Here is a 22,546-nt window from a genome sequence, read left to right as displayed (position 1 = left end):
CTGTCGGAGTGGCTGGATCGAGTCGGCGACGGCTCGACCACCCCTGGTGCCGCGGCCGGACCCGGCTGAGACCGCGACCAGGCGCTGTCCAGGACTGCTGGTTCTGTGACCGAAAGGTTCACCGGGTTCCTCCGGAACCGGCCGTCGGTTCGGGAGTGCTCGACTACCCGTTGGTTCGGGAGTGCTCGATCACATGGACGACGTATCGCGGTCACTCCTGTGCCGAGCGGGTGTCTCGGCCGGTGAGGCCGGGGTCTCCTCCTGGTCGAAGGTGATCACGATGTACCTGCCGTTGGCGTAGCTGACCACAGGCCGCTGGAGCATGTCGCCCACGTGGCGGGCGACCCTCTGCCACAGCTCCACCATCTCCGGGGTGTCGGCGGTTATCCTGAACCGCCCGTCGGCGACGAGGTTCTGGGCGACCAAAGGGGCGAAGTTCGCCTCGGCCCGCGCTTTCTCCTCCGCGTTGAGAGGGGTGCGCCGGGGCGCGAGCCGCGTGCCGAGAGGGTGGGTCATCGCTGATCTCCTTGTGATCGCCAGTCTCCCAGCATGCCATCCGCGCCTTTCGCGAACCACGATCTAGCAGTCGGGACCACGAGGGAATCGCCCAACCGGCCCGGTGCCTTCGTGTCTCCGGCGGGGATACCCGGCTCCGGAACGATCTCCGGAGAACGGGCGCCGTCCACCGGACGGCTCGCGACGTGGGCGTCTCGTCCAGCACCCTGCCACCGCCGATCTCGACCGGCGCACCGGAGCACTCTCTGGTCGAAATCAAGACGCCCGCCGCCTGACGGCTATTCGAGTTTCCGCTCAGGGACCGCATAACCCGGAACCGATGGCCAGCGAACCGTGAGCACCACCGATTCCTCCTCGGCATACCAGGAGTGGTCGACGCCATGCCCCCACACGACGTACTCGCCTCGCTTGGCCAGCAGCACGCTACGTCCTGGCAGCTCCACCCGGAAACGGCCGCTGATCAACATGAGCAACGCCGTACGTTTCTCGCCGGTGACCCACTGCGCACGCTCGTCGCCACGCGGATGCACGCCCCACTTGATCTCGACACCGTCGCTGTGCCGGACATCGCCGGCCGGCTTGAAGTGCCCGAGCAGCCAACCGCGGTCACAGGCCGCATCCACGTCGGCGCTACCCACATACACGTTCTCCAGCACGAGCCGCGACGCTAGCACGGCACCCGTCCGACCTCGACGCCTTCACCGAGAAAACGCCTCCGGCGGGACATCCGGTTCTGGGATGATCACCATGGGCGGGCCGGGGGTCCGTGGGCTGGTGAGCGGACGGCGCCGCCCAGCAGTGGCCCGTTCAGGACCTCCTGGGTCAGGACGACACGAGTCAGCCGTACCGCCAGGAGCAGAGCTCCGTCCACCGTCGGATGATCGACGTTCTCGTCCTCGTCTCCTGGCGCGTGCCCGGGATCGAAGCCCGCGGCCCTCATCGCGTCCACAAGACGATCAGGATCGCTCCCGTACCGCCATGCGGGAATCATCGGGTCGAAGGAGGTCACCGTCCTCCCGTCACGGGCGTACACGAAGTTGTGGGTCGCGTGGTCGTTACGCAGGACCGATACGACCTCTGTCGCGGTCGACAGAGCCCGAAAGGCATCACGTTCGATCGTCTGCCACCCGCCTCTCTCGATGAGGACGGTCCAGCCGCCCAGCCGCCCGGCCAGAACCGTGTCGGGGAACAGCCCCTCATCGTCCAGCTCTTCGTACGTGAGCGGCCGGATGCTCTCCTCGATGGCACCTATGCGTCGAAGTGCCTCAGCCTCGTCGAGCCCCCACACGAAGGTCAGGCACCACACGTCACCCAGCTCATGGCCCCTGGCCAGCCAGTCGACGTCGGCGTACGTGATCTCCACCCGCACCACTCCCCATGGGGTATGCCGCCAAAGTAACGATCATCCCTGACAGTCGGTCCACGGTTCCCGGGCATCAGGGGGCGCGCCGGTTCCGGGACGGCCGCCGGGAGCTCGTGGCCGGTCCACGGCGGGTTTCCCCGGTGCTCCTGGATCAGCCGCCGGCGGCCGGTTTGAGCAGGCCGCTCTCGTAGGCCGCCGCGACCGCGGCCGCCCGGTCGTTGACGCCGAGCTTGGCGAAGAGGTGCAGCAGATGCGTCTTCACCGTCGCCTCGGTGATGAACAGTTTCGCGGCGACCTCACGGTTGGTCGCGCCCCGGGCGATGAGGCCGAGCACCTCGATCTCCCGGCGGCTCAGCGCCCGCTGTTCCGGCACGCGCACCCTGTGCGCCAGCACGCCGGCCACGGAGGGGGACAGCACCGTCTCACCGCGGGCCGCCGCCTGTACGGCGCGGCGCAGATCGGCGCGCGGGGTGTCCTTGAGCAGATAGCCGGTGGCGCCCTGCTCGATGGCGGGCAGGACGTCGGCGTCGTTGTCGAAGGTGGTCAGGACCAGCACGTGGATGCCGGGCGTCTGCTCGCGCAGCCGGCGAATGACCTCCGCGCCGCTCATCTTCGGCATGCGCAGGTCCATGAGCACGACATCGGGGCTGGTCCGCAGGGCGACGACGAGCGCCTCCGGCCCGTCGGCCGCCTCTCCGACGACCTCGAAGGCGTCGTCGCCGGTGAAGATCCCGCGCAGCCCGTCGCGGACGACGGGGTGGTCATCGACGATGATCATGCGAATCGGCATGTCTCACACCACGTTTCCGCGCGGGCCGGACAACCCGGAATCCGCGTCGGCGGGAATGGCCGGAACGGTGGCGGAGATCCCCGTTCCCTGACCGGGGGCCGTCTCGATCACGAACTCACCGGCCAGCCGGGTGACTCGCTGACGCATCGCGATGAGGCCGAAACCGCTCGCGTTCGAGGAGTTCGTCGCCCCGAGGGTGAAACCACATCCGTCGTCTCGTACGTCCAGTACTACGACATCCTCCATGTACGACAGGGTAAGACCGACCCGGGTGGCCGAGGCGGCGTGTTTGCCGACGTTGGCCAGCGCCTCCTGCGCCGCCCGCAGCAGGGTGGTCTCCACCTCCGCGTGCAACGGCCGAGGGGCGCCGGTGACCGACACGAACACGGGCTTGCCGGTGGTCCGGGACCATCTCGCCGCGACGTCGTGAAGGGCGGTGGCGAGCTGGGCCTCGTCCAGCGGCGCCGGGCGCAACCCCTGAACCGATCGCCGGGCTTCGTTCAGGCTCTCCCTGGCCAGGGCGCGTACCGTGTTCAGGCGCGAGCGGGTGGCGGGTACGTCGCCGAGCGTGTCGTCGGCGGCTTCGAGCTGGGTGAGGATGCCGGTCAGACCCTGCGCGATGGTGTCGTGGATCTCCCTGGCCATCCGCTGCCGCTCCCCGAGCACGCCGGCCTCACGGGCGCTGGTCAGGAGCCGGGCCTGCAGGTTCGCGTTCTCCTCCGCGAGCGCGGCCAGCTTGGTGCCGGTCTCCCTCAGCTGGACGATCATCGCCTTGCGCTGGTCGTTCTGGTCGGAGACGGTCCGGGTCAACAGGCCGATCGCGGAGGCGATCAGCACCGCGACGAGGAAGGCGTAGAGCGTCTCGCCGGGGGTCCGTCCGGGCCGAGGGGGAACGGCGACCAGCACGCCGGCCGTCGCGGCCACACCCGCGTACGCCCACCACCCGGGCAGCACGGTGAAGGCCTGGATGAACGCCCCCACGCCCGTCACCGTGAACAGCGGGTCGATTCCGATCAGCGTCCCGATGGCGGCGAGCATCACCACGAAATAGACGGCCATCGCCACCGGCCGCTCGATCCAGGTGGGGTGGGAAGTCACCATGAACCAGTGCCAGGCTCCGGCGAGCACCGCCAGGGCCAGCACCTCCGGCCTCCAGTCCCGCAGAAGGGCGAAGACCGCCGGAAGCAGGATGAACACGTACGGCAGGGCGGGGCGGGCGCGGTCCCAGCGGGAGACGCCGGGGCCGGCGGTGTTCACCACCGGAACGCCCTGACGGCGACGCCGCCGACGACGACGGATATCGCCACCATGATCCCCAGCGTGTCCGGGGAGATCGCGGTGCCCTCCCAGGCGTCGCGGATCGCCTCGACCACGGGGGCCATCGGGGTCAGGTCACCGATGGCACGCATCGAGCCGGACATGGTCTCGCGGGGGATCATGGCACCGGAGAGGAAGACCATCGGGAAGAACACGCTCAGCCCGATCACGGTCGCGGTGCGGCCACCTGGAACGAGCGCGCCGATGAGGAGGCCGATGGCGCCCAGGCTCAGCGCGCCGAGTGCCCACACCAGGAGAAAGCCCGCGACGTTGGCCGGTACCGACAGCCCGAGGGCGGCCAGTCCGATGGCGATCAGCAGCACCGTCCCGATCGCGGCCAGCAGCATGTGGGCGGCCCACTGGGCCCCGAACAGCATGGCGGGCGAGGCGGGAGTGGCGCGCAGCCGCTTCAGGATCCGGCGTTCCCTGTACTGGGCCAGCGTGGCGGGCAGGACGACCAGCCCGGCCAGTCCGATGACGAAGACGCTCAGCATCGGCACCGTGGCGTCGATGATCGGCAGCCCGCCGGGGAGGGGTTTGCCGGAACGCGTCTTGACCCACAGCATGATCGCGGGGAAGGCCAGGGCGAAGAACCCCGACATCGGATCACGCACGATCAGTTTGAGTTCGACCGCGATGACGCGGGTGATGCCTTTCACGACGTTTCCCTTTCGGTCAGAGCGAGGTACGCGTTCTCCAGCGAATCGGACCGCCCCTGCGCGATCAGCTCGCGCGGGCCGCCCTCGGCGACGACGCGGCCCCGGTCGACGATCGCGATGCGGTCGCACAGGGCCTCGGCCTCGTCCATGAAATGGGTGACCAGCACGACGGTGACCCCACGCTCGCGCATGTCGCGGATCAGGCCCCAGGTCATGCGGCGGGCGGAGGGGTCCAGGCCCGTGGTCAGCTCGTCGAGGAAGACGACTTCCGGGTTGCCGACCAGGGCCAGCGCGATGAACAGCCGCTGCTTCCAGCCGCCGGACAGGCTCGCGAATCCGGCGTTCTTCTTGTCCGCCAGCCCCCACTCGTCCATGAGTTTCCGCCAGTCGGCGGGCTTGTCGTAGAAGGAGGCGTACATCCGCAGCGCCTCACCGACCCTGATCGCGTCGGGCAGGGCGGCCTCCTGCAGCTGGACGCCGATGCGCTGCAGCAGCTCGCGCCGGTCGTTCCGCGGGTCCAGGCCCAGCACCCGCAGGGTGCCGCCGTCTCGCCGCCGCAACCCCGACGCGCACTCCACGATCGTGGTCTTCCCCGCCCCGTTGGGACCGGCGATTCCGAAGATCTCGCCGTGCTCCACCCTCAGGGAGACGCCGTCCACCGCCTTGCCGCCCCCGTAGCTCTTGCTCAGGCCGTTGATCTCGATGACTGTCATGTTCCGAGCATCATCGGTGGTCGACCCCTCCGGAATCCACCGGATGGTTGATGGGGATCGGCCCTTCGCCTGCGGCTCCTCCCCGCGACCGGCCCGGGGAGCGCGTGATCACTCCGGTTGGTTGGGAGTCCCGCGGCCGATCTCGTAGGGGGTGGAGACCCCCTCGTAGGCCAGGTGCGTCACCATGCCGTCGGCCGCGTGGCCGAGGTCGTGGCAGTGGTCCATCCAGACGCCGGGATTGTCCGCGCGGAATGCGATCTCGTAGGTTTCGCCAGGCTGGACGGCGAGGGTGTCGATCCACCAGGGGCTCCCCGTGGCCGGGCGGCCGTTCCGGGAAAGCACGAGGGCGTGGTGTCCGTGCAGGTGCATCGGGTGGACCTGGTGGCTGCGGTTCACGAACGTCATGCGGACGGCGTCACCCCGCCGGACCATCTGGACGGGCGTGTCGGGAAAGCCGCGCCCATTGATGGTGGGCAGGAAATGGACGGCGCCGTCGTGGAAACCGATCCTGTCGTCGATGATCACCATGAAGTCGCGGTCGAAGCGGGTGAAGGGGACCGGGGCGGGCGTGCCGTACGTCGCGGGGTCGAAGAGCGGCGCGTCCCGCGGGACCGGGGGCACGGCCGTCCGGTCGTCCGAGCCGGGGTCGAGGAGCGGCGCGTCCCGCGGGACCGGGGGCACGGCCGTCCGGTCGTCCGAGCCGGGGTCGAGGAGCGGCGCGTCCCGCGGGACCGGGGGCACGGCCGTCCGGTCGTCCGAGCCGGGGTCGAGGAGCGGCGCGTCCCGCGGGACCGGGGGCACGGTCGTCCGGTCGTCCGAGCCGGGGTCGAGGAGCAGGCCGGCCCGGGGGTTGGCGAGGTCGGCCAGCAGCACCGGCCGGTCCGGCATGACGAAGGTCAGGTCGTACCGGCCGCCCTCGGCCACCGAGAGCCGCACCCCGTCGAGCTCGGAGGGTCCGTCGAGGTCGACGCCGTCGATGGCGGCCACCCGGAAGCGCGTGCCCAGCAGCACGAGGTTCCTGGACTCGACATCCGACCAGGCGTTCCTGTCGGTGTTGACCACGCGTAGCCGTACCGGGGTGCCGGGTTTCACCGGCCGGCGTCCGAGCGTGTCCGACGTGCCGAACGCCGCGACCAGCCCGTCGGGGCGCTCCCAGTTGTGGGCCATCACGGTGATGTCCTCACCCGTGGCGCCCTCCGGGGGGAGTACCACGAGCGAGCCGAACAGCCCGCGCCGCACGCCGACGAGCGGGCGTTGGTGGGTGTGGTACCAGAACGTGCCCACCTGGTCGGCGCGGAACCGGTAGACGTGACTCCCGCCCGGCCGTACGGCGTCCTGGGTCACGCCCGCGACGCCGTCCTCGGCGTTGGGCACGTCCAGGCCGTGCCAGTGGATGGTGACGCTCTCGCGGGCGAGCCTGTTGACGAGCGTCACCTCGACGAGGTCGCCCTTGTGCACCGTCAGCGCGGGCCCGGGTGCCTGGCCGTTGTAGGTCCAGGCGTCGACCACGGCGCCGGAGCCGAGCCGGATCCTCGTTTCCCCGGCCGTCAGGGTGAACGCGCGGTCGGGGGTGCCCGCGCGCGGTCCGGTGAGGGCGGCGACGTCGACGGCGGGGGCGCCCGGTGCCCGGCTCCCGTGGTGGGAGCCGCCGGGACCCCCTCCGTGGTCCACCTCGCCGTGACCCATCATGGACATCCGGTCGGGCAGGAGGCTCGCCCGCATCCGGTGGACGCCCGCACCGGTGACGGCCGTCGCCACCAGGGCGGTGACGGCCACAGCCCGCCTGGCTCCACCGGGGCGCGGGTTTCGCGCCCCGGACGCCGCCGCGGCCACGAGGAGGACGCCCGCGTAGATCGCCATGTCCGCGCCGTACGGCGGGAGCGGGCGGGAGAGATACTCCATGAAGGCGCCGAGCAGGGCGGCCGCCGCGGTCGTCCGCACGGGCACCCGGACGGACACCGGAAGGGGCGCCGACGGCGCTGCCGCCGTCTCCGTCGTCCCGTCGGCCGCTCGACGCCGCCCGGCGATCCGCCACAGCGCGGGCACGGCCAGCGCGAGCGTCGCCACCATCGGAACGGCGAGCAGGGGGAGCGCCACCAGTATCCGGTCCGCGGCGAAGACCCAGCCGTTCGACCACAGCAGGCCGGTGTCGATCCCCCGAGCCGCCGCGGCGGCCGTCCCCACGCCGATCAGCACGAGCAGGGCCCGGGTCCGGCGGTGCGAGGAGAGGCCTCCGGCGAGGAGGCCGGCGACGCCCCAGACGATGAGGAGCAGGGTCACCAGGATGCTGTCGGCGTTCGCCGCGAACTCGTACATGGGCGCCGACGTTAGGTTCCCGACACGGGCGCCCACATCCGCCCGGTGCCGACACCAGCTACGCAGATCACCGTACGGACGGCCGGATGGGAGTCGTACGGTGCCGGGTGCGTCCTGGCCGTCGGTGTGCCTTCGCCGTCGGGCGTTCCCCGGCTGTCGGGTACGTTCCGGCCGTCAGGCGTGCCCGGGACGGACCAGGCCGGTTTCGTAGGCGATCACCACGAGTTGGGCCCGGTCGCGCGCGCCGAGCTTCAGCATCGTCCGGTGGGCGTGGGTGCGTGCGGTCGCCGGGCTCATGGACAGGCGCCCGCCGATCTGCTCGTTGCTCAGCCCGGCCGCCACGAGCGCCATGACCTCGCGCTCCCTGCCCGTGAGCCTGTCGAGCACGCCCGTGTCCCGCCGGGGCGGCTCCTGAGCGAGGAACCGGGCGATCAGCCGGCGGGTCGCCCCTGGGGACAGCAGTGCCTCGCCCTGGGCGACCACGCGCACCGCCTGCCGGAGGTCGGCGGGTTCGACGTTCTTGGTGAGGAAGCCGCTCGCGCCCGCGCGAAGGCCGTCCATAACGTACTCGTCGAGATCGAAGGTCGTGAGCACGATCACGCGAACCGCGGACAGCGCGTCGTCCCCGGCGATCCGCCTGGTGGCCTCCAGCCCGTCCATGACCGGCATCCTGATGTCCATGAGCACGACGTCGGGGCGAAGCTCGCGCGCGAGCCGGACCACGTCCTCCCCTGTCGTCGCCTCCGCGACGACCCTGATGTCGTCGCCGTTCTCCAGCAGCCCGCGCAGGCCCACCCGGACCATCGCCTGGTCGTCGGCGACCAGTACCCGGATCACGCGGGGTCTCCGGTCGGCATCCGGACGAGGACGGAGAATCCGCCACCGGGAAGGGGGGCCGCCGTGAGCGTTCCGCCGAGGGACGACGCGCGCTCTCCCATCCCGCTGAGCCCGTATCCCGGGGTCACCCCGGCTTCCGGGTGTTCGTCGCCTCTCCGGCCCCGTTCCTCGCGGGGGCGCCCGTCGTCGACGACCTCGACCTCGAGCGCGTCCGGCTCGTAGGCCAGGGTGATCCGCACCGTCCTGGCGTTCGCGTGCCGGATCGTGTTCGTCACCGACTCCTGCACGACGCGGAACGCGGCGAGGTCCACCGCGGGAGGTAGCCGCCGCGCCTCGCCCCTCACGATGACCGTCGCCTCCAGGCCGGCGCTCCGCGCCTGTCCGGTCAGCTCGCCGACCTGGCCCAGGCCGGGAGCCGGTACGCGCGGCGGGGGCTCGCCGTCATCCGTCCGGAGGAGTCCCAGGGCCGCTCTGAGCTCGGCCGTGGCCTCTCCGGCGGCCGTCCGGATGGCGCGCAGGGCCGTCCGGGCGTCGGCCGGCCGATTGTCGAGCACCTCGTCGGCCAGCGCCGCCTGGATGGTTATCCCGGTGATCGTGTGGCTCAGCACGTCGTGTATCTCCCCGGCGATCCGCAGCCGCTCCTCCGCCGCCCTCCGGGCCGCCTCGCGCTCCTGCCCGGCCTCCACCAGGGCCAGTCGCTCGTCGGCCTCCGCGAGCCGTACTCTCCGGCCGCGCAGGGTCTCACCCAGCAGGACGACGGCGAGAAGCAGCCCCGCCTGGGCCGCCATGTCCGTGAGCACCGGCAGGATCGGCTCGCCGAGATGCAGAGGGCGGACCGTCAGCCCCAGCACGACGAAGAGCGCGGCGATACCGAGCGACCACACCAGCAGTCCTCTCGACGCCGCGGTGTAGAGCGCGACGGCCAAGGGGACGGCCGGGGTGATGCCTGGATATTCCAGTCTGTAGTACAGCAGGAGGCACGCGGCCGTGACGAGGAGCACGCCCAGCGGCGAACGCCTGCGGACCAGGAGAACCCCGCCGATGACCGCGGCGAGACCGTAGGCGATCGCGTCGGGAGGCCGCGTTCCGAGGGCGGGCTCGGTCGCCACGCTCATCGCGATGCCCACCAGGATCCCGACGAGCGCCGCCAGGCCGGCGTCGGCGGCGGGTCGCGTCCATCGGCTCATGGCCACACCCTAAACGCGACCTCGGAAGGCGACACCGAGAGCCCGGGAGCCGTGGGCGTGGACGACACGTCCTCTCCGGGCTTGCGCCCTGTGTGATCAAATGACTACTATACGTAAAAAAGATCTTGGATTAAAGGGGGTCCGGGATCCCGATGGTGCTCCGGGGCGCGGTGGCGGCGGGCGCGTAGGGCCGGCGGAGCGCCCGGCCGGGGCGGGCTCCGCCGGTGTTCCACGACGGCAGGGGGATGTGCGGTGGCCGGAAGGCTCCAGCGCGTGATCGTCGCGTTTCTCGTGGCGGGCGGCATGGCGTCGGCGACGGGCTCCGGGGTTTCCGGCGCGTCCCGGGTTTCCAGTGCGTCCCGGGTTTCCAGTGCGTCCGGGATGTCCGGGATTCCCGGCGCGCCTGGTGTGTCCGGGTTTTCCTGGGCTTCCAGTACTTCTGGTGCCTCCAGTGCGTCCGGTGCCTCCAGTGCGTCCGGTGCGTCCGGTGCCTCTGGCGCGTCCGGCCCGGCCCCGGACTTCTCGCTGACGGTGAGCCCGGCACGGCTGGCGGTCGGTCCGGAGGAGATCGACCACCCTCAGTCGTTCCGTGTGGTCAACGGTGGCCGGTCGCCGGTCGACGTGACCGTCGACAGGGTGGGCTTCACGATGGACGGGACCGGCAGGATGGTCTTCGGGCATGACGCCCCTCGCTCCGCCGCGAGCTGGCTCAGGGTCACACCGGCGGACTTCCGTCTCGCCCCCGGAGCGAAGCGGAGCGTCACCGTACGGATCGACCCCCCGCCCCGGCCCGAGCCCGGCGGGTATCAGGTGGCCCTGCTCTTCGTCACCCCCGCCGGGACCGGCGAAGGCGGCATCAAGCTCGACCGGGCGATCGGAACGCCGATCTATCCCACGGTTCCGGGGCCGGTCGACACGTCCGTGAGCGTCGACGGCCTCACCACTCCCAGCGGCTTCACGACGGGCGGTCCCGTCGACTTCACCGCCACCGTCGACAACGTCGGGACCGTCCACCGCGACTTCCTCGCCCCGCGGGGCCTGAAGGTCGACGTGAACGGGTACGACGTGCCGTTCCCCGACTTCACCCTGCCCCGCGGGGTCGGCAGGACCGTCACCGCCAGGTGGACGAATCCGCCGTTCATGTGCGTCTGCCACGCGACGGTGTCGGTCTCCGGCACCGGCGGGACCTCCCGGCGGAGCGTCACGCTGGTCATCCTTCCGCTCCGTTTCCTCGGGGCGCTGCTGGCGGTGGCGGTGGCGTTGTACGTCCTCGCCTGGCTGTCGCGCCGCCGGCGCCGGGCGCGGGTGCTCGGGGAGACCCGAGCCTCACGCGCCCGTGACACCCCTGCTCAGGAGGGCTGTGACGCCCCCGCCCCGAGTGGTGGCCCTCCTGTCCGGGACGGCCGCGACGACCCCGCCCGGGTCGGCGGCGAGGGCTAGCGCGAGGCCCGAGGGTGCGGCGCAAAGCGTGCGAAACGGCTGTTTCACCCCGGAGGGCTCTCTCGTCCCGGCAGATGGGGGAGGCAACCCTGTGGATTCGCCCCGTACGGGCGGCCCTTCGTCACATACTGAGACGCTAGATAAGCGGAAAGTGACCGACGAGGGGCGCGGCGGTGACAGTAACGATCCTCCAGCGAGTCCGCACGGAGCGGGGCGGCTGCGACATCACGAGCATGGAGCGGGGCGGCCGCGACATCACGAGCGAGGAGGCGATCCGGTCCGACGTCGACGTCACCGTGATCGTCCCCCTCCACAACTGCGGACCCTATCTCGACAGGTGCCTGACCTCGCTGCTGATCCAGCGCGTCGCCCTGGAGGTGGTGGTCGTCGACGACGGTTCCACCGACGGCGGTGCCGCGCTGCTCGACCTGTACGCCTCCTGCCACCGCGGGGTGATCCGCGTCGTCAGGCAGGAGGCGTCCGGCGGCGCGGGACGCCCGCGCAACGTCGGGCTCTCCCACGCGCGCGGCAGATACGTCTTCTTCTGCGACGCGGACGACTACCTCGGCCCCCAGGCGCTGGAGCGGATGCTCGCGATGGCCGACCGCAACGGCTCGGACATCGTGCTCGGGAAGATCGTCGGGCATGACCGCAAGGTGCCGATCTCGATGTTCAAGGAGAACGCCGAGCGGGTGCCGCTCGGCGACAGCGCGGTCTACAACAGCCTGAGCTGCTTCAAGCTGTTTCGCAGGGAGATGCTGGAGCGGCACGCCATCCGTTTCGACGAGACGCTCCTGGTGGGGGAGGACGTCGTCTTCACCACCCACGCCTACTGTCACGCGGACGTGATCTCGGTGGTCGCCGACTACGACTGCTACCACCTGGTCGCCCGGCCCGACGGCACCAGCATCATGCAGCGGCAGGGGAGCCGCGACCCGGTCTCCTGGCTACGGATGATCAAGCGGCCGATCGAGCTGATGCTCGCCCACGTACGCCCCGGAGACCTTCGCGACCACCTCCTGCGGCGCCATTTCCGGATGGACGCCTTCGGCAACCTCGGCAGGCCCTTCCTGGACGCCGGGGAGGTCGAGCGCAAGGAGATCGCCGCCGAGGTGGCCGACATGTGCGAGCGGTGGCTGACCGACGGGGTCCGCGAGCGGCTCCCCGCGATCGACCGGAGCCGGATCGCCGCGCTGCAGGACATCGACCGCCTGGTGCGGCTGGCGCACATCGAGTCGGCCTCGGTCCGACGGGAGCTCACCGCGCTCCGCTGGGAGCGGGGCCGGGAAGGGCGGCTGGCGATCTCGGGCAAGGTGGCGCTGAGCACGCTGGAGCGCTACGACCGCCCGGAGATCACCGGTGGGGACCTCGTCCTGGTGCTGCGACGCCGGCACGCGGACCCCGGCCCCTCGGACGAGGTCGTGATCCCGGTGACCGGCGACTGCGCGGGATTCACCGGGACCGTCGACGTCACCACCCTGTCCTCCGGCATCTGGGACGTCCACGTGAGCGTCGCCTTCGAGGGCGTCCCCCGGCTCGCGCGCCTGGGCGCCGACGGGGAGGGGCTGATCGCGCCGCCCGCGCCGCGCGTGGTCGGCGACGTCGTCGCCCTCCCGTACTTCACCCATCCGTACGGCAACCTCAGCCTCGACATCGGCGGGCACGTGGTCGCGGTGCCGGGCAGCGCCAGGCTGGTGCGCGCCCGCTGGGCGGCCGGGCATCGGCTGGTGCTCGACGGGGAGGTCAGCGTGGGCGCGGCGGCCCCGGCGGCCGACGCGCTGCGCCACCTGGTCTGGCGGGAGCGTGAGTCGAGCCGGGAGCGGCGCGAGCCGGTCACGGTCGGCGAGGGCGGCACGTTCAGGGCCTCCCAGGCGATGGGGCGGCTGGGCCCCGGCACCTGGGACGCCTACCTGGAGCTCGACCTGGGCGGGCCGCCCGCGCGCTTCAGGATCGAGGCGGTGCCGGATGTGATCGAGCAGCCGCGCACGTGGTGGCGCGGCGCGATCCGGTGGAGTGTCAGGCCCTACGCCACGGCGGGGAAGGGCCGGCTCAGCACGGTGGTCCGCACTCTCGGCCCCAGAACTTTCATCAGACGTATCGTCCGTTAATGCCACCTTCTTGCAACTACAAGCCCATGGCCTAAAGTTAGGGGCAAATCCGCACCTCGGAGGCTTGTAGTGCACGTGCCCGATGGTTTTTTCAACGCCGCCGTGTCGGTGTCGGCGGGAGTGGTGGCCGCCGCCGGCGTGGCCGTCTGCCTGCGCGGCGCCCGCCGCGAGCTCGACGACCGCACCGCTCCGATGGCCGGACTGGTCGCCGCCTTCATATTCGCGGTCCAGATGCTCAACTTCCCGGTCGCCGCGGGCACCAGCGGCCACCTTCTCGGCGGCGCGCTCGCCGCGATACTCGTCGGCCCGTACACGGCGGTGTTGTGCGTGGCCGTGGTCCTCCTGGTGCAGGCGTTCTTCTTCGCCGACGGCGGGCTGACCGCACTGGGCGTCAACATCACGCTGATGGGCCTCGTCGCCGTGCTGGTCGGGTGGGGCCTCTTCCGCCTGATCACCCGGAGCGTGCGGAGCAGGGGCGCCGTGGTGGCGGCCGCGTTCGTCGCGGCGCTGCTCTCGGTGCCCGCCTCGGCGCTGGCGTTCACCCTGCTGTTCTGGGCCGGCGGCACCGCGCCCATCGAGATCGGCACGGTCGCCGCGGCCATGGGCGGCGTGCACCTGCTCATCGGCGTGGGAGAGGGCCTGATCACCGCGGTCACCGTCAGCACCGTGCTGGCGGTCCGGCCCGACCTGGTGTACGGCGCCCGCGAGCTCGTCGCGCCGCTGGTCCTGCGCGGCGCGGGCGGCGACGTGACCGTCCTCCCCGACGCCCCGAGATCTTCCGCGCCGGTCGCCGCCCGCCGTCCCGGCTGGTTCCTGCCCGCCGGAATCGCGGTGGCGGTGCTCCTGGCGGGCGTGGTGAGCTTCTACGCCTCCTCCTCGCCCGACGGCCTGGAGCGGGTCGCCGAGGACAAGGGCTTCATCGGCCAGGCGGCCGACCACTCGCTGGGCGAGCAGCCGCTCGCCGACTACGGGGACGTGGGCGGCATCCCGGTGGGCGTGGCCGGGCTGATCGGCGTCGGGGTGACCCTGGCCGTCGGCGGCGGGGTGTTCTACGCCGTGCGCCGCCGCGGCGACAGCGCTGACTGCGGTGGCGGCGCCGGCAGGGACGACAGCGGTAAGAAGGTCTCCGCCTAGTGGGCGCGGGCCATCACCACCAGCTGCACCGGCCGGGCGACACGCTCGTGCACCGGCTGCCGCCCCAGTGCAAGCTGGTGGCGGTGGCCGGGTTCGCCCTGGTGGTGGTCGCCACCCCGCGCGAGTGGTTCTGGGCCTTCGGGCTGTACGCCGTGCTCCTGGCCGCCGTGGCGGTCCTGGCGCGCGTCCCGGCGGGGTTCGTGCTGCGGCGGATGGCGGTCGAGGTCCCGTTCGTGGTGTTCGCGCTGGCCATCCCGTTCATCGGGTTCGGCGAGAGGGTGACCTTCCTGGGACTCTCGCTCAGCGTCGCCGGCCTGTGGGCCGCCTGGAACATCCTGGCCAAGGCGACGCTGGGCGTGGTCGCGAGCGTGCTGCTGGCGGCCACCACCGAGCCGCGGCTGATCCTGCTGGGCGCCCAGAGGCTGAGGCTGCCGCCGCTGCTGGTGCAGATCGCCATGTTCATGCTCCGCTACATGGACGTGATCCTGGACGAGATGCGCCGGATGCGGGTGGCGAGGGAGTCGCGCGGGTTCGTGGCCAGGGACGTGCGGCACATCCCGGTGGTCGCCAGGTCGGCGGGGGCGCTGTTCATCCGCTCGTACGAGCGGGGCGAGCGGGTGCACCTGGCGATGCTCAGCCGGGGCTACACCGGCTCGATGCCGGTGATCCAGGACCTCTCCGCCGCTTCGCGGCAGTGGCTCGCCGCCGGTATGTTGCCGGGTGCGGCACTCGCCGTACTACTCGGGAGCTGGGGGTTCGCATGACAGTGCCGTCCTCGCCGCCCGTGCCCACCCCGTCCCCGTCCCCTTCGCCGCCCTCGCTCGAGGTGAGCCGCCTGGCGTACGCGTACCCCGACGGCACGCAGGCGTTGTTCGGGGTGGACTTCCGGGTGGAGCGCGGTGAGCGCGTCGCGCTGCTCGGGCCGAACGGCGCGGGCAAGACCACCCTGGTGATGCACCTCAACGGCATCCTGACCGCCGGGCACGGCATGGTGGCCGTGGCGGGGCTGCCGGTGGGCAAGGGGTCGCTCAAGGAGATCCGCAGGCGGGTCGGGCTCGTCTTCCAGGACCCCGACGACCAGCTCTTCATGCCGACCGTCCGCGAGGACGTGGCCTTCGGGCCGGCCAACATGGGGGTCGCGGGCGAGGAGCTGCGGCACCGGGTCGAGGACGCGCTGGAGCGCGTGGGCATGCTGGAGACGATTGACCGGCCGCCGCACCACCTGTCCTTCGGCCAGCGCCGCCGGGTCGCGGTGGCGACCGTGCTGGCCATGGAGCCGGAGATCCTGGTGCTCGACGAGCCGTCCTCCAACCTGGACCCGGCCTCCCGGCGCGAGCTCGCCGAGATCCTCAGGGGGCTCGACGTGACCGTCCTGATGGTCACCCACGACCTGCCGTACGCGCTGGAACTGTGCGAACGCTCGCTCATCCTCTCCGGGGGCGTCATCGCCGCCGACGGGCCGACCCGCGAGATCCTCGCCGACGCGAGCCTCCTCGCCGCCCACCGGCTCGAACTGCCGTACGGTTTCGCCGCTCCCTGACTCCGGCCCCCTGCCTTTTTCGGGCCCCCGGCTCCGAGATCCCGGCTCCGGGGCCTCGATCCCGAGCTCAGGACCCCGGCGGCCTGGCCTTCGAGGCGCGTTCGGCGCGAACTTCCTGTGAACAGTCGCGCATGACCTCGCGCGGAGTGACGGCGAAGTAAAGTAGGTCTGCCCTTCGGGCGCGAGGAGGACTGATGAAGCTACGGCTGGCTCGCCGCGCCGTCGGGGACGCCGTGGTGGTGGCTGTCGAGGGTGAGCTCGACCTGTTCACCGCTCCCTTCCTGCGAGACGAGGTCCGCGACGCGATCAAGCTGGACGGCGCGCGGCTGGTCCTCGATCTCACCGCCCTGTCCTTCATGGACTCCAGCGGCCTTTCCGTGCTGATCGAGGCGTGGCGGCTGGCCACGAGCGAGGGGGGCGGGGTCTCCCTGGCGGCACCTCAGGCGCCGGTGGCCCGCATCCTCCGCACAACGGGGCTCGACCGGCGAATCAAGGTCTATCCCGACGTGAGCAGCGCCGTCGGGGAGATCTGACGCCGGCGAGTTTTTACCCCACCCCGAGTAGAACTTCATTCGGTCCGCGCGTTAAAGTCCGCTCATGGACCTGAACGGAGCAGCAGCAATCATCTCGGGCGGTGCCAGCGGCCTCGGCGAGGCCACGGTACGCGACCTCGCCGCGCACGGTGCCACCGTCGTCATCGCCGACCTGAACGAGGAGCGCGGCAAGTCACTGGCCGACGAGCTCGGCGGCGTCTTCGTCAAGACCGACGTGTCGGACGAGGAGCAGGTGCAGGCGGCGGTGGACGCGGCCGTGGCGACCGGCAGGCCGTTGCGCGTCGTGGTGAACAGCGCGGGCATCGGCTGGGCCAGCCGGACCGTGGGCCGCGACGGCTCGCCCCACGACCTGGCCTCGTACCGCAAGGTCATCGAGGTCAACCTGATCGGCACCTTCAACCTCATGCGCATCGGTGCCGCCGCGATCGCGAAGACGGAGCCGGTCGACGCGGACGGCCAGCGCGGCGTGGTGATCAACACCGCCTCGGTGGCGGCGCTGGAGGGGCAGACCGGACAGGTCGCCTACTCGGCGTCCAAGGGCGGCATCGTCGGCATGACCGTCCCGGCCGCGCGCGACCTCGCCGCCGTCGGCGTACGCGTCAACACCATCTGCCCCGGCATCATCGACACCCCGATCTACGGCTTCTCGGCCAACGCCGAGGAGTTCAAGGCCAAGCTCATAGCCCCGGTGGTCTTCCCCAAGCGCATGGGGCAGGCCTCCGAGTTCGCCCACCTGGTCCGCTCGCTGATCGAGAACGACTACATGAACGCCGAGACGATCCGTTTCGACGGCGGCATCCGCTTCCAGCCCAAGTAGGAGTCACCAGGTGTCTGACGAGGTTCTGGTCGAAGTCGACGGCGGCGTGGCCGTCATCACGATCAACCGCCCCAAGGCCAGGAACGCCGTCAACGGCGCGGTCGCCCGGGGCGTCGCCGCCGCGCTGGACGAGCTGGAGGAGCGCAAGGACGTGGCAGCCTACGTCCTCACCGGCGCCGGCGGCACGTTCTGCTCGGGCATGGACCTGAAGGGGTTCCTGACCGGGGACTTCCCGGTCGTGGAGGGCAGGGGGTTCGGCGGCATCGCCGAGGCGCCGCCGAAGAAGCCGCTCATCGCCGCCGTCGAGGGCTACGCCCTGGCCGGAGGCTGCGAGCTGGCGCTGGCCTGCGACATCATCATCGCCTCCGAGGACGCCAAGTTCGGGCTCCCCGAGCCCAAGCGAGGGCTGGTCGCGGGGGCGGGCGGCGTGATGCGGCTGCCGCGGCGCATCCCGTACCACATCGCCATGGAGATCGCCCTGACCGGTGACCACTTCCCGGCCTCCCGGCTGTACGAGCTCGGCCTGGTCAACCACGTCACGCCCGCGGGCGAGGCGCTGGCCACGGCCGTCGAGCTCGCGAAGAGGATCGCCGCCAACGCTCCGCTGGCGCTCGCCGCGACCAAGCGCGTGATCGTCGAGTCGGCGGACTGGAGCCGCGACGAGATGTTCACGAAGCAGGGAGAGATCATCAGCCCGGTGTTCGGCTCCAAGGACGCCATGGAGGGGGCGGCGGCCTTCGCCGAGAAGCGCGCCCCCCAGTGGAAGGGCGAGTAGCCCTACCGGGGGCCGGAGGGAATTCCCGTGCCGGGCGCGATCCCAGGGGTCGCGCCCGGCGCGTTCACGGCCAGGAGTGCGTACGGTAAAGGTGTGGACAGGTGCGGCGAGGGCACTTGATATTCACGCCAACGCTCCAAGGCCAGGAGAGTGCATGAACGACCACGCGACCGGGATGACCCCCACCGGCCGATCCTCCGGCGATCTCCTGAAGCGCAGGGCGGGAAATCTGGCGGCGGGCGCGCTGGGCGCCGCGATCATCAACGTTCTCATGGTCGCCGCCATGTGGGTGATCGAGGTCGCCGACTACGTCATGCCGGGGGAGTTCGACGTCTACGGCATCCGGGCCTGGGATCCCGAGGGCTTGGGCGGCATCTTCCTCGCCCCCTTCCTGCACGCCGGATTCGGCCACCTGATGGCCAACTCGCTGCCCCTGCTGATCCTCGGCTTTCTCGCCGCGCTGCGCGGGATCGGCCGCTTCCTGGCGGCCAGCCTGATCATCGTCCTGATCAGCGGCCTGGGCGTCTGGTTCACCAGCTCGCCGACGGCCATCACGGTCGGCGCCAGCGGCCTGGTCTTCGGCTATTTCGGCTTCGTCGTCGCCCGGGGCCTGTTCGACCGTCGCGCCCTCGACATCGTGATCGGTGTCGGCGTGGCGATCGCCTACTACTCGATCATCTGGGGCGTGCTCCCCGGCGAGGCCGGCATCTCCTGGCAGGGGCACCTGTTCGGGCTCGTCGGCGGCGTCATCGCGGCCTGGGTGGTGCGCCGCAGGCGCCGCAGGGCCGTCGCCCCCGCCTACTGAGCCGCGCTCACTGCTTGTCGATCACTCTGCTTGTCGAACCCCGCTTATGAACTTCGCTTACTGAGGCCTGCTTACCGGGCCGCCTTATTGGGCCGCACCCGCTGAGCCGCGCTCGCCGAATCGCGCCTCCAGGCCTCCGGCGACCGAGCCCCCGCCGCGCGGGCTCGGCGCCGCCCGGCTTTGTGGGCTTCGCCCAGAGATAGGCGCTGTACGGGGCTGTGGGCGCTATATAGCGCTTCGTAGCACCTTGGGAATACCGGGCCAGGGTCGGGCGGCGGATGGTCTCCAGGGGCGAATGAGGCCGATTCCGGACGTCGCCGACCGGCGGGGCCGGCAGGCGTGGGTGACGGGTGCGCGATCGGCGTCCCGGGCGGTCGAGTTGGCGTCGGAGGGTTCTGGCCGGACGCCTTTTGGGGCGGTTCTTTCCATAACCGTGCGACAGAAGATTCTGCTGGAATTCCATAGCTATGGATGCATCGGTTGATTTAAGTGACAATATGACAAAATTTCATGTGTGAACCTGCCTGGCCGCGTGCCCGTACATGTTCCAGGGCATCACAGCCGGGCGCGACCCTCGAAAGGTGGCCGCGGGTGAACCTGGGATCCCTGGAACGCGCGATCATGGACGTGCTGTGGGGCTGCAAACAGCCACTGCTGGTTCGCCAGGTGCAGGACATGCTGAATCAGGACGCGGAACGGAGCCTGGCCTACACCACGGTGCAGACCGTCGCCGAACGCCTTGTCAGGAAGGGCCTGCTGGAGAGGGCACCCGCGCGCAACGCCTTTCGTTACACCGCCAGCCGCTCACGGGACGAACACGTGGCCGGGCTGATGCTCGCGGCCCTGGCCGGTAGCCCCGACCGGGCCCCGGTGCTGTCGCGGTTCGCGGAGGGGGTGGATCCGGACGACGCCCTGCGCCTGCTGCACGAGCTGGCGCGGCGCGCGGGGGAGCGAGCACACGCCCCGGGCGCGGGCGGACCCCCGAGCACGCTGGCCTAGGCTCCCGCCCGGGAGCCCGGCTCCCGGGCGGGAGCGAGGACCGCGATCGTCCTCGCCGGCCCGGCGAAGGGATGGGGACTACAGGCGCTCGACGACGTAGTCGACGCAGGTGGTCAGGGCCTCGACGTCGTCGGGGTCGATGGACGGGAACATCGCGACGCGCAGCTGGTTGCGGCCGAGCTTGCGGTAGGGCTCGGTGTCGACGATGCCGTTGGCCCGCAGGACCTTGGCGATCGCGGAGGCGTCGACGCTGTCGGAGAAGTCGATCGTGCCGACCACGTTGGAGCGGAACTCCGGGGCCGCGAACGGGGTGGTGTAGGAGGTCTTCTCCGCCCAGGTGTAGAGGCGCTGGGCCGAGTCGGCCGTGCGGGCGGTCGTCCAGGCCAGGCCGCCGTTGCCGTTCATCCACTCGATCTGCTCGGCGAGCAGGAAGAGCGTGGCCACCGACGGGGTGTTGTACGTCTGGTCCTTGGAGGAGTTGTCGATCGCCACCGGGAGGCTGAAGAACTCGGGGACGTAGCGCCCGCTGGAGGCGATCTCGTCGACCCGGGCCAGCGCGGCCGGGGACATCAGGGCGATCCAGAGGCCGCCGTCGGAGGCGAAGCTCTTCTGGGGCGCGAAGTAGTAGACGTCGAACTCGCTCGCCTCGACGGGCAGGCCGCCGGCGCCGGAGGTGGCGTCGACCAGCACGAGCGAGCCCTCCTCGCCCACGCGCCTGATCGGCATCGCGACGCCGGTCGAGGTCTCGTTGTGGGTGAGCGCGTAGACGTCGACGCCCTCCTCCAGCCGGGCCTCGGGGTGGCTGCCGACCTCCGACTTGATCACGGTCGGGTCGCCCAGCCACGGAGCCCTGGCCGCCACGGAGGCGAACTTGGAGGAGAACTCACCGAAGTGCAGGTGCTGGGACCTGTCGCGGATCAGCCCGAAGGCGGCGATGTCCCAGAACGCCGTGGTGCCGCCGTTGCCCAGGACGACCTCGTACCCCTCAGGGAGGGAGAACAGCTCGGAGAGCCCCGCGCGGACGCGCCCGACCAGCGACTTGACCGGCTTCTGGCGGTGAGAGGTGCCCAGGAGACTGGATCCGGAGGCCGCGAGAGCCGAGAGCTGCTCGGGGCGCACCTTCGAGGGCCCGCAGCCGAAACGGCCGTCGGCGGGCTTGATGTCAGAGGGAATCACGATGTCAGCCACCTGACCAGCCTACTGAGCCCGGGGGTTGACCTAGGACGGGGTCCGGATTTTGAGACGAGACGTGGGACGGTTTTGGACAGGGCGAGGTGATCCCGGGGGCCGGGCGGGGTGGTCCGGGGCGTGGAGGGTCCTCGGCCGAAGCGTGGAGGGGCCCGGAACCGGCAACGGCTGCCGCGCGAGACGCCGCGCGACAGCCGTACAGGAGAGGGGGATTCAGAAGGAGTGGACGACCTCGGTGGCTCCGGGGACGTCCTGGACCGAGCGCTGGGACGGACCCACGTAGTCGGCGCTGGGGCGGACGAGCCTGCCCGTGCGCTTCTGCTCCAGGATGTGGGCGGCCCAGCCCGCGGTGCGGGCGCAGGTGAACATGGAGGTGAACATGGAGGAGGGAACCTGGGCGAAGTCCAGGATGACCGCAGCCCAGTACTCGACGTTGGTGGCGAGCACCCGGTCGGGCTTGCGGGCGTGCAGTTCTTCCAGCGCGGCCTTCTCCAGCGCCGCGGCGACCTCGTAACGCGGTGCGTCGAGCTCCTTGGCGGTGCGGCGGAGCACGCGTGCCCGGGGGTCCTCGGCACGGTAGACGCGGTGACCGAAGCCCATGAGGCGCTGGCCCTTGTCGAGCTCCGACTGGACGTACTTTTTGGCGTCGCCGACCTGCTCGACGCCCTCGATCATGTGCAGCACGCGCGCGGGCGCACCGCCGTGGAGCGGCCCGGACATGGCGCCGACCGCACCGCTCAGCGCCGCGGCGACGTCGGCTCCGGTGGAGGCGATGACCCTGGCGGTGAAGGTGGAGGCGTTCATGCCGTGCTCGGCGGCGGACGTCCAGTAGGCGTCGATGGCCTTGACGTGCTTGGGATCGGGCTCGCCCTGCCAACGGATCATGAACCGCTCGACGATGCTCTCACCCTTGTCGACCTCGCTCTGGGGGACCATCGGCTTCCCCAGGCCACGCGAGGACTGCGCGACGAAACTCAGGGCGTTCACACTGGCCAGGGCCAGGTCGGCGCGGGCCTGCGCGTCGTCGATGTCGAGCAGCGGCCTGAAGCCGTACGCGGGGGCCAGCATGGCCAGCGCGCTCTGCACGTCGACGCGGATGTCACCGGAGTGGACAGGAATGGGGTAGGGCTCGGCCGGGGCCAGGCCCGGCTGGAACTTGTTGTCGACAAGCAGGCCCCACACGTGTCCGAAAGAGACGCGACCGACCAGCTCTTCGATGTCGACGCCCCGGTAACGGAGGGCGCCCCCCTCTTTGTCCGGTTCCGCGATCTCCGTCTCGAAAGCTACAACGCCTTCGAGCCCGGGTTTGAAGTCGGACATTCTCGGCTGCCTCCCTTTCTTGAAGTCAAAGCCTTGATGTCGAGATACCGGCGGGTCATATTCAACCCCCTGGGCCGAGGCGGTGTGCCGCCGGACCCGCCGGAACGCGATCGCCCCAGGTAGGGGGCGCCGCGCGGGCTTCCAGCTCGGCACGCGAGAATACCTTCC

At 71.0% G+C, this 22,546-nt stretch carries 22 protein-coding genes; 10 read left to right on the top strand and 12 right to left on the bottom strand.

All coding sequences use genetic code 11. From position 1 onward, the window contains the following. Window positions 1-189: 189 nt before the first annotated feature. From ACSDR0_RS12670 to ACSDR0_RS12625, 10 genes are all read right to left on the bottom strand, one after another. The gene (locus ACSDR0_RS12670) at window positions 190-516 is read right to left on the bottom strand and encodes a hypothetical protein (protein ID WP_435288961.1); all 327 of its coding nucleotides are present in this window, start codon (window positions 514-516) and stop codon (window positions 190-192) included. A gap of 278 nt (window positions 517-794) precedes the next feature. Then, window positions 795-1,172, bottom strand: a complete 378-nt coding sequence (locus ACSDR0_RS12665) for a signal peptidase I (RefSeq protein WP_435288960.1) — start codon at window positions 1,170-1,172, stop codon at window positions 795-797. A gap of 86 nt (window positions 1,173-1,258) precedes the next feature. After that, window positions 1,259-1,879, bottom strand: a complete 621-nt coding sequence (locus ACSDR0_RS12660; protein WP_435288959.1) for a DUF6461 domain-containing protein — start codon at window positions 1,877-1,879, stop codon at window positions 1,259-1,261. Window positions 1,880-2,030: 151 nt separating this feature from the next. Then, window positions 2,031-2,669, bottom strand: a complete 639-nt coding sequence (locus ACSDR0_RS12655) for a response regulator (RefSeq protein WP_435288958.1) — start codon at window positions 2,667-2,669, stop codon at window positions 2,031-2,033. Between the two features lie 3 nt (window positions 2,670-2,672). Beyond that, window positions 2,673-3,929 (bottom strand): sensor histidine kinase, encoded by a 1,257-nt coding sequence (locus tag ACSDR0_RS12650; protein WP_435288957.1) that lies wholly within the window; start codon window positions 3,927-3,929, stop codon window positions 2,673-2,675. Continuing rightward, entirely contained in the window at window positions 3,923-4,645 is a 723-nt protein-coding gene (locus ACSDR0_RS12645; protein WP_435288956.1) for an ABC transporter permease, read from the bottom strand. Before ACSDR0_RS12645 ends, ACSDR0_RS12650 begins: the two co-directional genes overlap by 7 nt. Beyond that, complete coding sequence (locus tag ACSDR0_RS12640; protein ID WP_435288955.1) at window positions 4,642-5,358, bottom strand: ABC transporter ATP-binding protein; 717 nt, start codon at window positions 5,356-5,358, stop codon at window positions 4,642-4,644. Before ACSDR0_RS12640 ends, ACSDR0_RS12645 begins: the two co-directional genes overlap by 4 nt. Window positions 5,359-5,466: 108 nt before the next feature. Then, window positions 5,467-7,674, bottom strand: a complete 2,208-nt coding sequence (locus tag ACSDR0_RS12635) for a multicopper oxidase family protein (RefSeq protein WP_435288954.1) — start codon at window positions 7,672-7,674, stop codon at window positions 5,467-5,469. Window positions 7,675-7,848: 174 nt separating this feature from the next. Next, a complete protein-coding gene (locus ACSDR0_RS12630) occupies window positions 7,849-8,511 on the bottom strand; it encodes a response regulator (protein ID WP_435288953.1) in 663 nt (220 codons plus the stop codon). Further along, window positions 8,508-9,698 carry a sensor histidine kinase gene (locus ACSDR0_RS12625; RefSeq protein WP_435288952.1) on the bottom strand — a complete coding sequence of 397 codons (1,191 nt, stop codon included), beginning with the start codon at window positions 9,696-9,698 and terminating at the stop codon, window positions 8,508-8,510. Before ACSDR0_RS12625 ends, ACSDR0_RS12630 begins: the two co-directional genes overlap by 4 nt. Before the next feature lie 531 nt (window positions 9,699-10,229). Here ACSDR0_RS12625 and ACSDR0_RS12620 point away from each other — a divergent pair. The 10 genes from ACSDR0_RS12620 (at window position 10,230) to ACSDR0_RS12575 (ending at window position 19,870) form a co-directional block, all read left to right on the top strand. Beyond that, entirely contained in the window at window positions 10,230-11,138 is a 909-nt protein-coding gene (locus ACSDR0_RS12620; RefSeq protein ID WP_435288951.1) for a hypothetical protein, read from the top strand. Between the two features lie 173 nt (window positions 11,139-11,311). Further along, on the top strand, window positions 11,312-13,246 hold the full coding sequence (locus tag ACSDR0_RS12615) for a glycosyltransferase family 2 protein (RefSeq protein WP_435288950.1): 1,935 nt from the start codon (window positions 11,312-11,314) through the stop codon (window positions 13,244-13,246). Between the two features lie 75 nt (window positions 13,247-13,321). Further along, window positions 13,322-14,380: an energy-coupling factor ABC transporter permease gene (locus ACSDR0_RS12610; RefSeq protein ID WP_435288949.1), complete on the top strand. Its 1,059-nt coding sequence runs from the start codon at window positions 13,322-13,324 to the stop codon at window positions 14,378-14,380. After that, window positions 14,380-15,144, top strand: a complete 765-nt coding sequence (gene cbiQ, locus ACSDR0_RS12605) for a cobalt ECF transporter T component CbiQ (RefSeq protein WP_435288948.1) — start codon at window positions 14,380-14,382, stop codon at window positions 15,142-15,144. Before ACSDR0_RS12610 ends, cbiQ begins: the two co-directional genes overlap by 1 nt. Then, entirely contained in the window at window positions 15,141-15,920 is a 780-nt protein-coding gene (locus ACSDR0_RS12600; RefSeq protein ID WP_435288947.1) for an energy-coupling factor ABC transporter ATP-binding protein, read from the top strand. The genes cbiQ and ACSDR0_RS12600 overlap by 4 nt, the downstream gene beginning before the upstream one ends. Before the next feature lie 194 nt (window positions 15,921-16,114). Next, entirely contained in the window at window positions 16,115-16,453 is a 339-nt protein-coding gene (locus ACSDR0_RS12595) for an STAS domain-containing protein (RefSeq protein ID WP_344750334.1), read from the top strand. 64 nt (window positions 16,454-16,517) lie between these two features. Continuing rightward, the gene (locus ACSDR0_RS12590) at window positions 16,518-17,291 is read left to right on the top strand and encodes an SDR family NAD(P)-dependent oxidoreductase (protein WP_435288946.1); all 774 of its coding nucleotides are present in this window, start codon (window positions 16,518-16,520) and stop codon (window positions 17,289-17,291) included. Window positions 17,292-17,301: 10 nt separating this feature from the next. After that, window positions 17,302-18,066, top strand: a complete 765-nt coding sequence (locus ACSDR0_RS12585; RefSeq protein ID WP_435288945.1) for a crotonase/enoyl-CoA hydratase family protein — start codon at window positions 17,302-17,304, stop codon at window positions 18,064-18,066. Between the two features lie 154 nt (window positions 18,067-18,220). Beyond that, window positions 18,221-18,871 carry a rhomboid family intramembrane serine protease gene (locus ACSDR0_RS12580; protein ID WP_435288944.1) on the top strand — a complete coding sequence of 217 codons (651 nt, stop codon included), beginning with the start codon at window positions 18,221-18,223 and terminating at the stop codon, window positions 18,869-18,871. 591 nt (window positions 18,872-19,462) lie between these two features. After that, the gene (locus ACSDR0_RS12575; RefSeq protein ID WP_435288943.1) at window positions 19,463-19,870 is read left to right on the top strand and encodes a BlaI/MecI/CopY family transcriptional regulator; all 408 of its coding nucleotides are present in this window, start codon (window positions 19,463-19,465) and stop codon (window positions 19,868-19,870) included. Between the two features lie 78 nt (window positions 19,871-19,948). Here the strand turns inward: ACSDR0_RS12575 and serC are convergent, their stop codons facing one another. Continuing rightward, window positions 19,949-21,058, bottom strand: coding sequence for a phosphoserine transaminase (gene serC / locus ACSDR0_RS12570; protein ID WP_435288942.1), 1,110 nt, complete (start codon window positions 21,056-21,058; stop codon window positions 19,949-19,951). 213 nt (window positions 21,059-21,271) lie between these two features. Beyond that, on the bottom strand, window positions 21,272-22,378 hold the full coding sequence (locus tag ACSDR0_RS12565; protein WP_435288941.1) for a citrate synthase 2: 1,107 nt from the start codon (window positions 22,376-22,378) through the stop codon (window positions 21,272-21,274). Window positions 22,379-22,546 lie beyond the last annotated feature (168 nt).

It is taken from the genome of Streptosporangium sp. G11 (assembly GCF_051192615.1).
In the GTDB taxonomy this organism is placed as follows: domain Bacteria; phylum Actinomycetota; class Actinomycetes; order Streptosporangiales; family Streptosporangiaceae; genus Streptosporangium.
The sequence above is the reverse complement of the archived record's forward strand: the minus strand, read 5'-3'. Positions and strand labels throughout refer to the sequence as shown.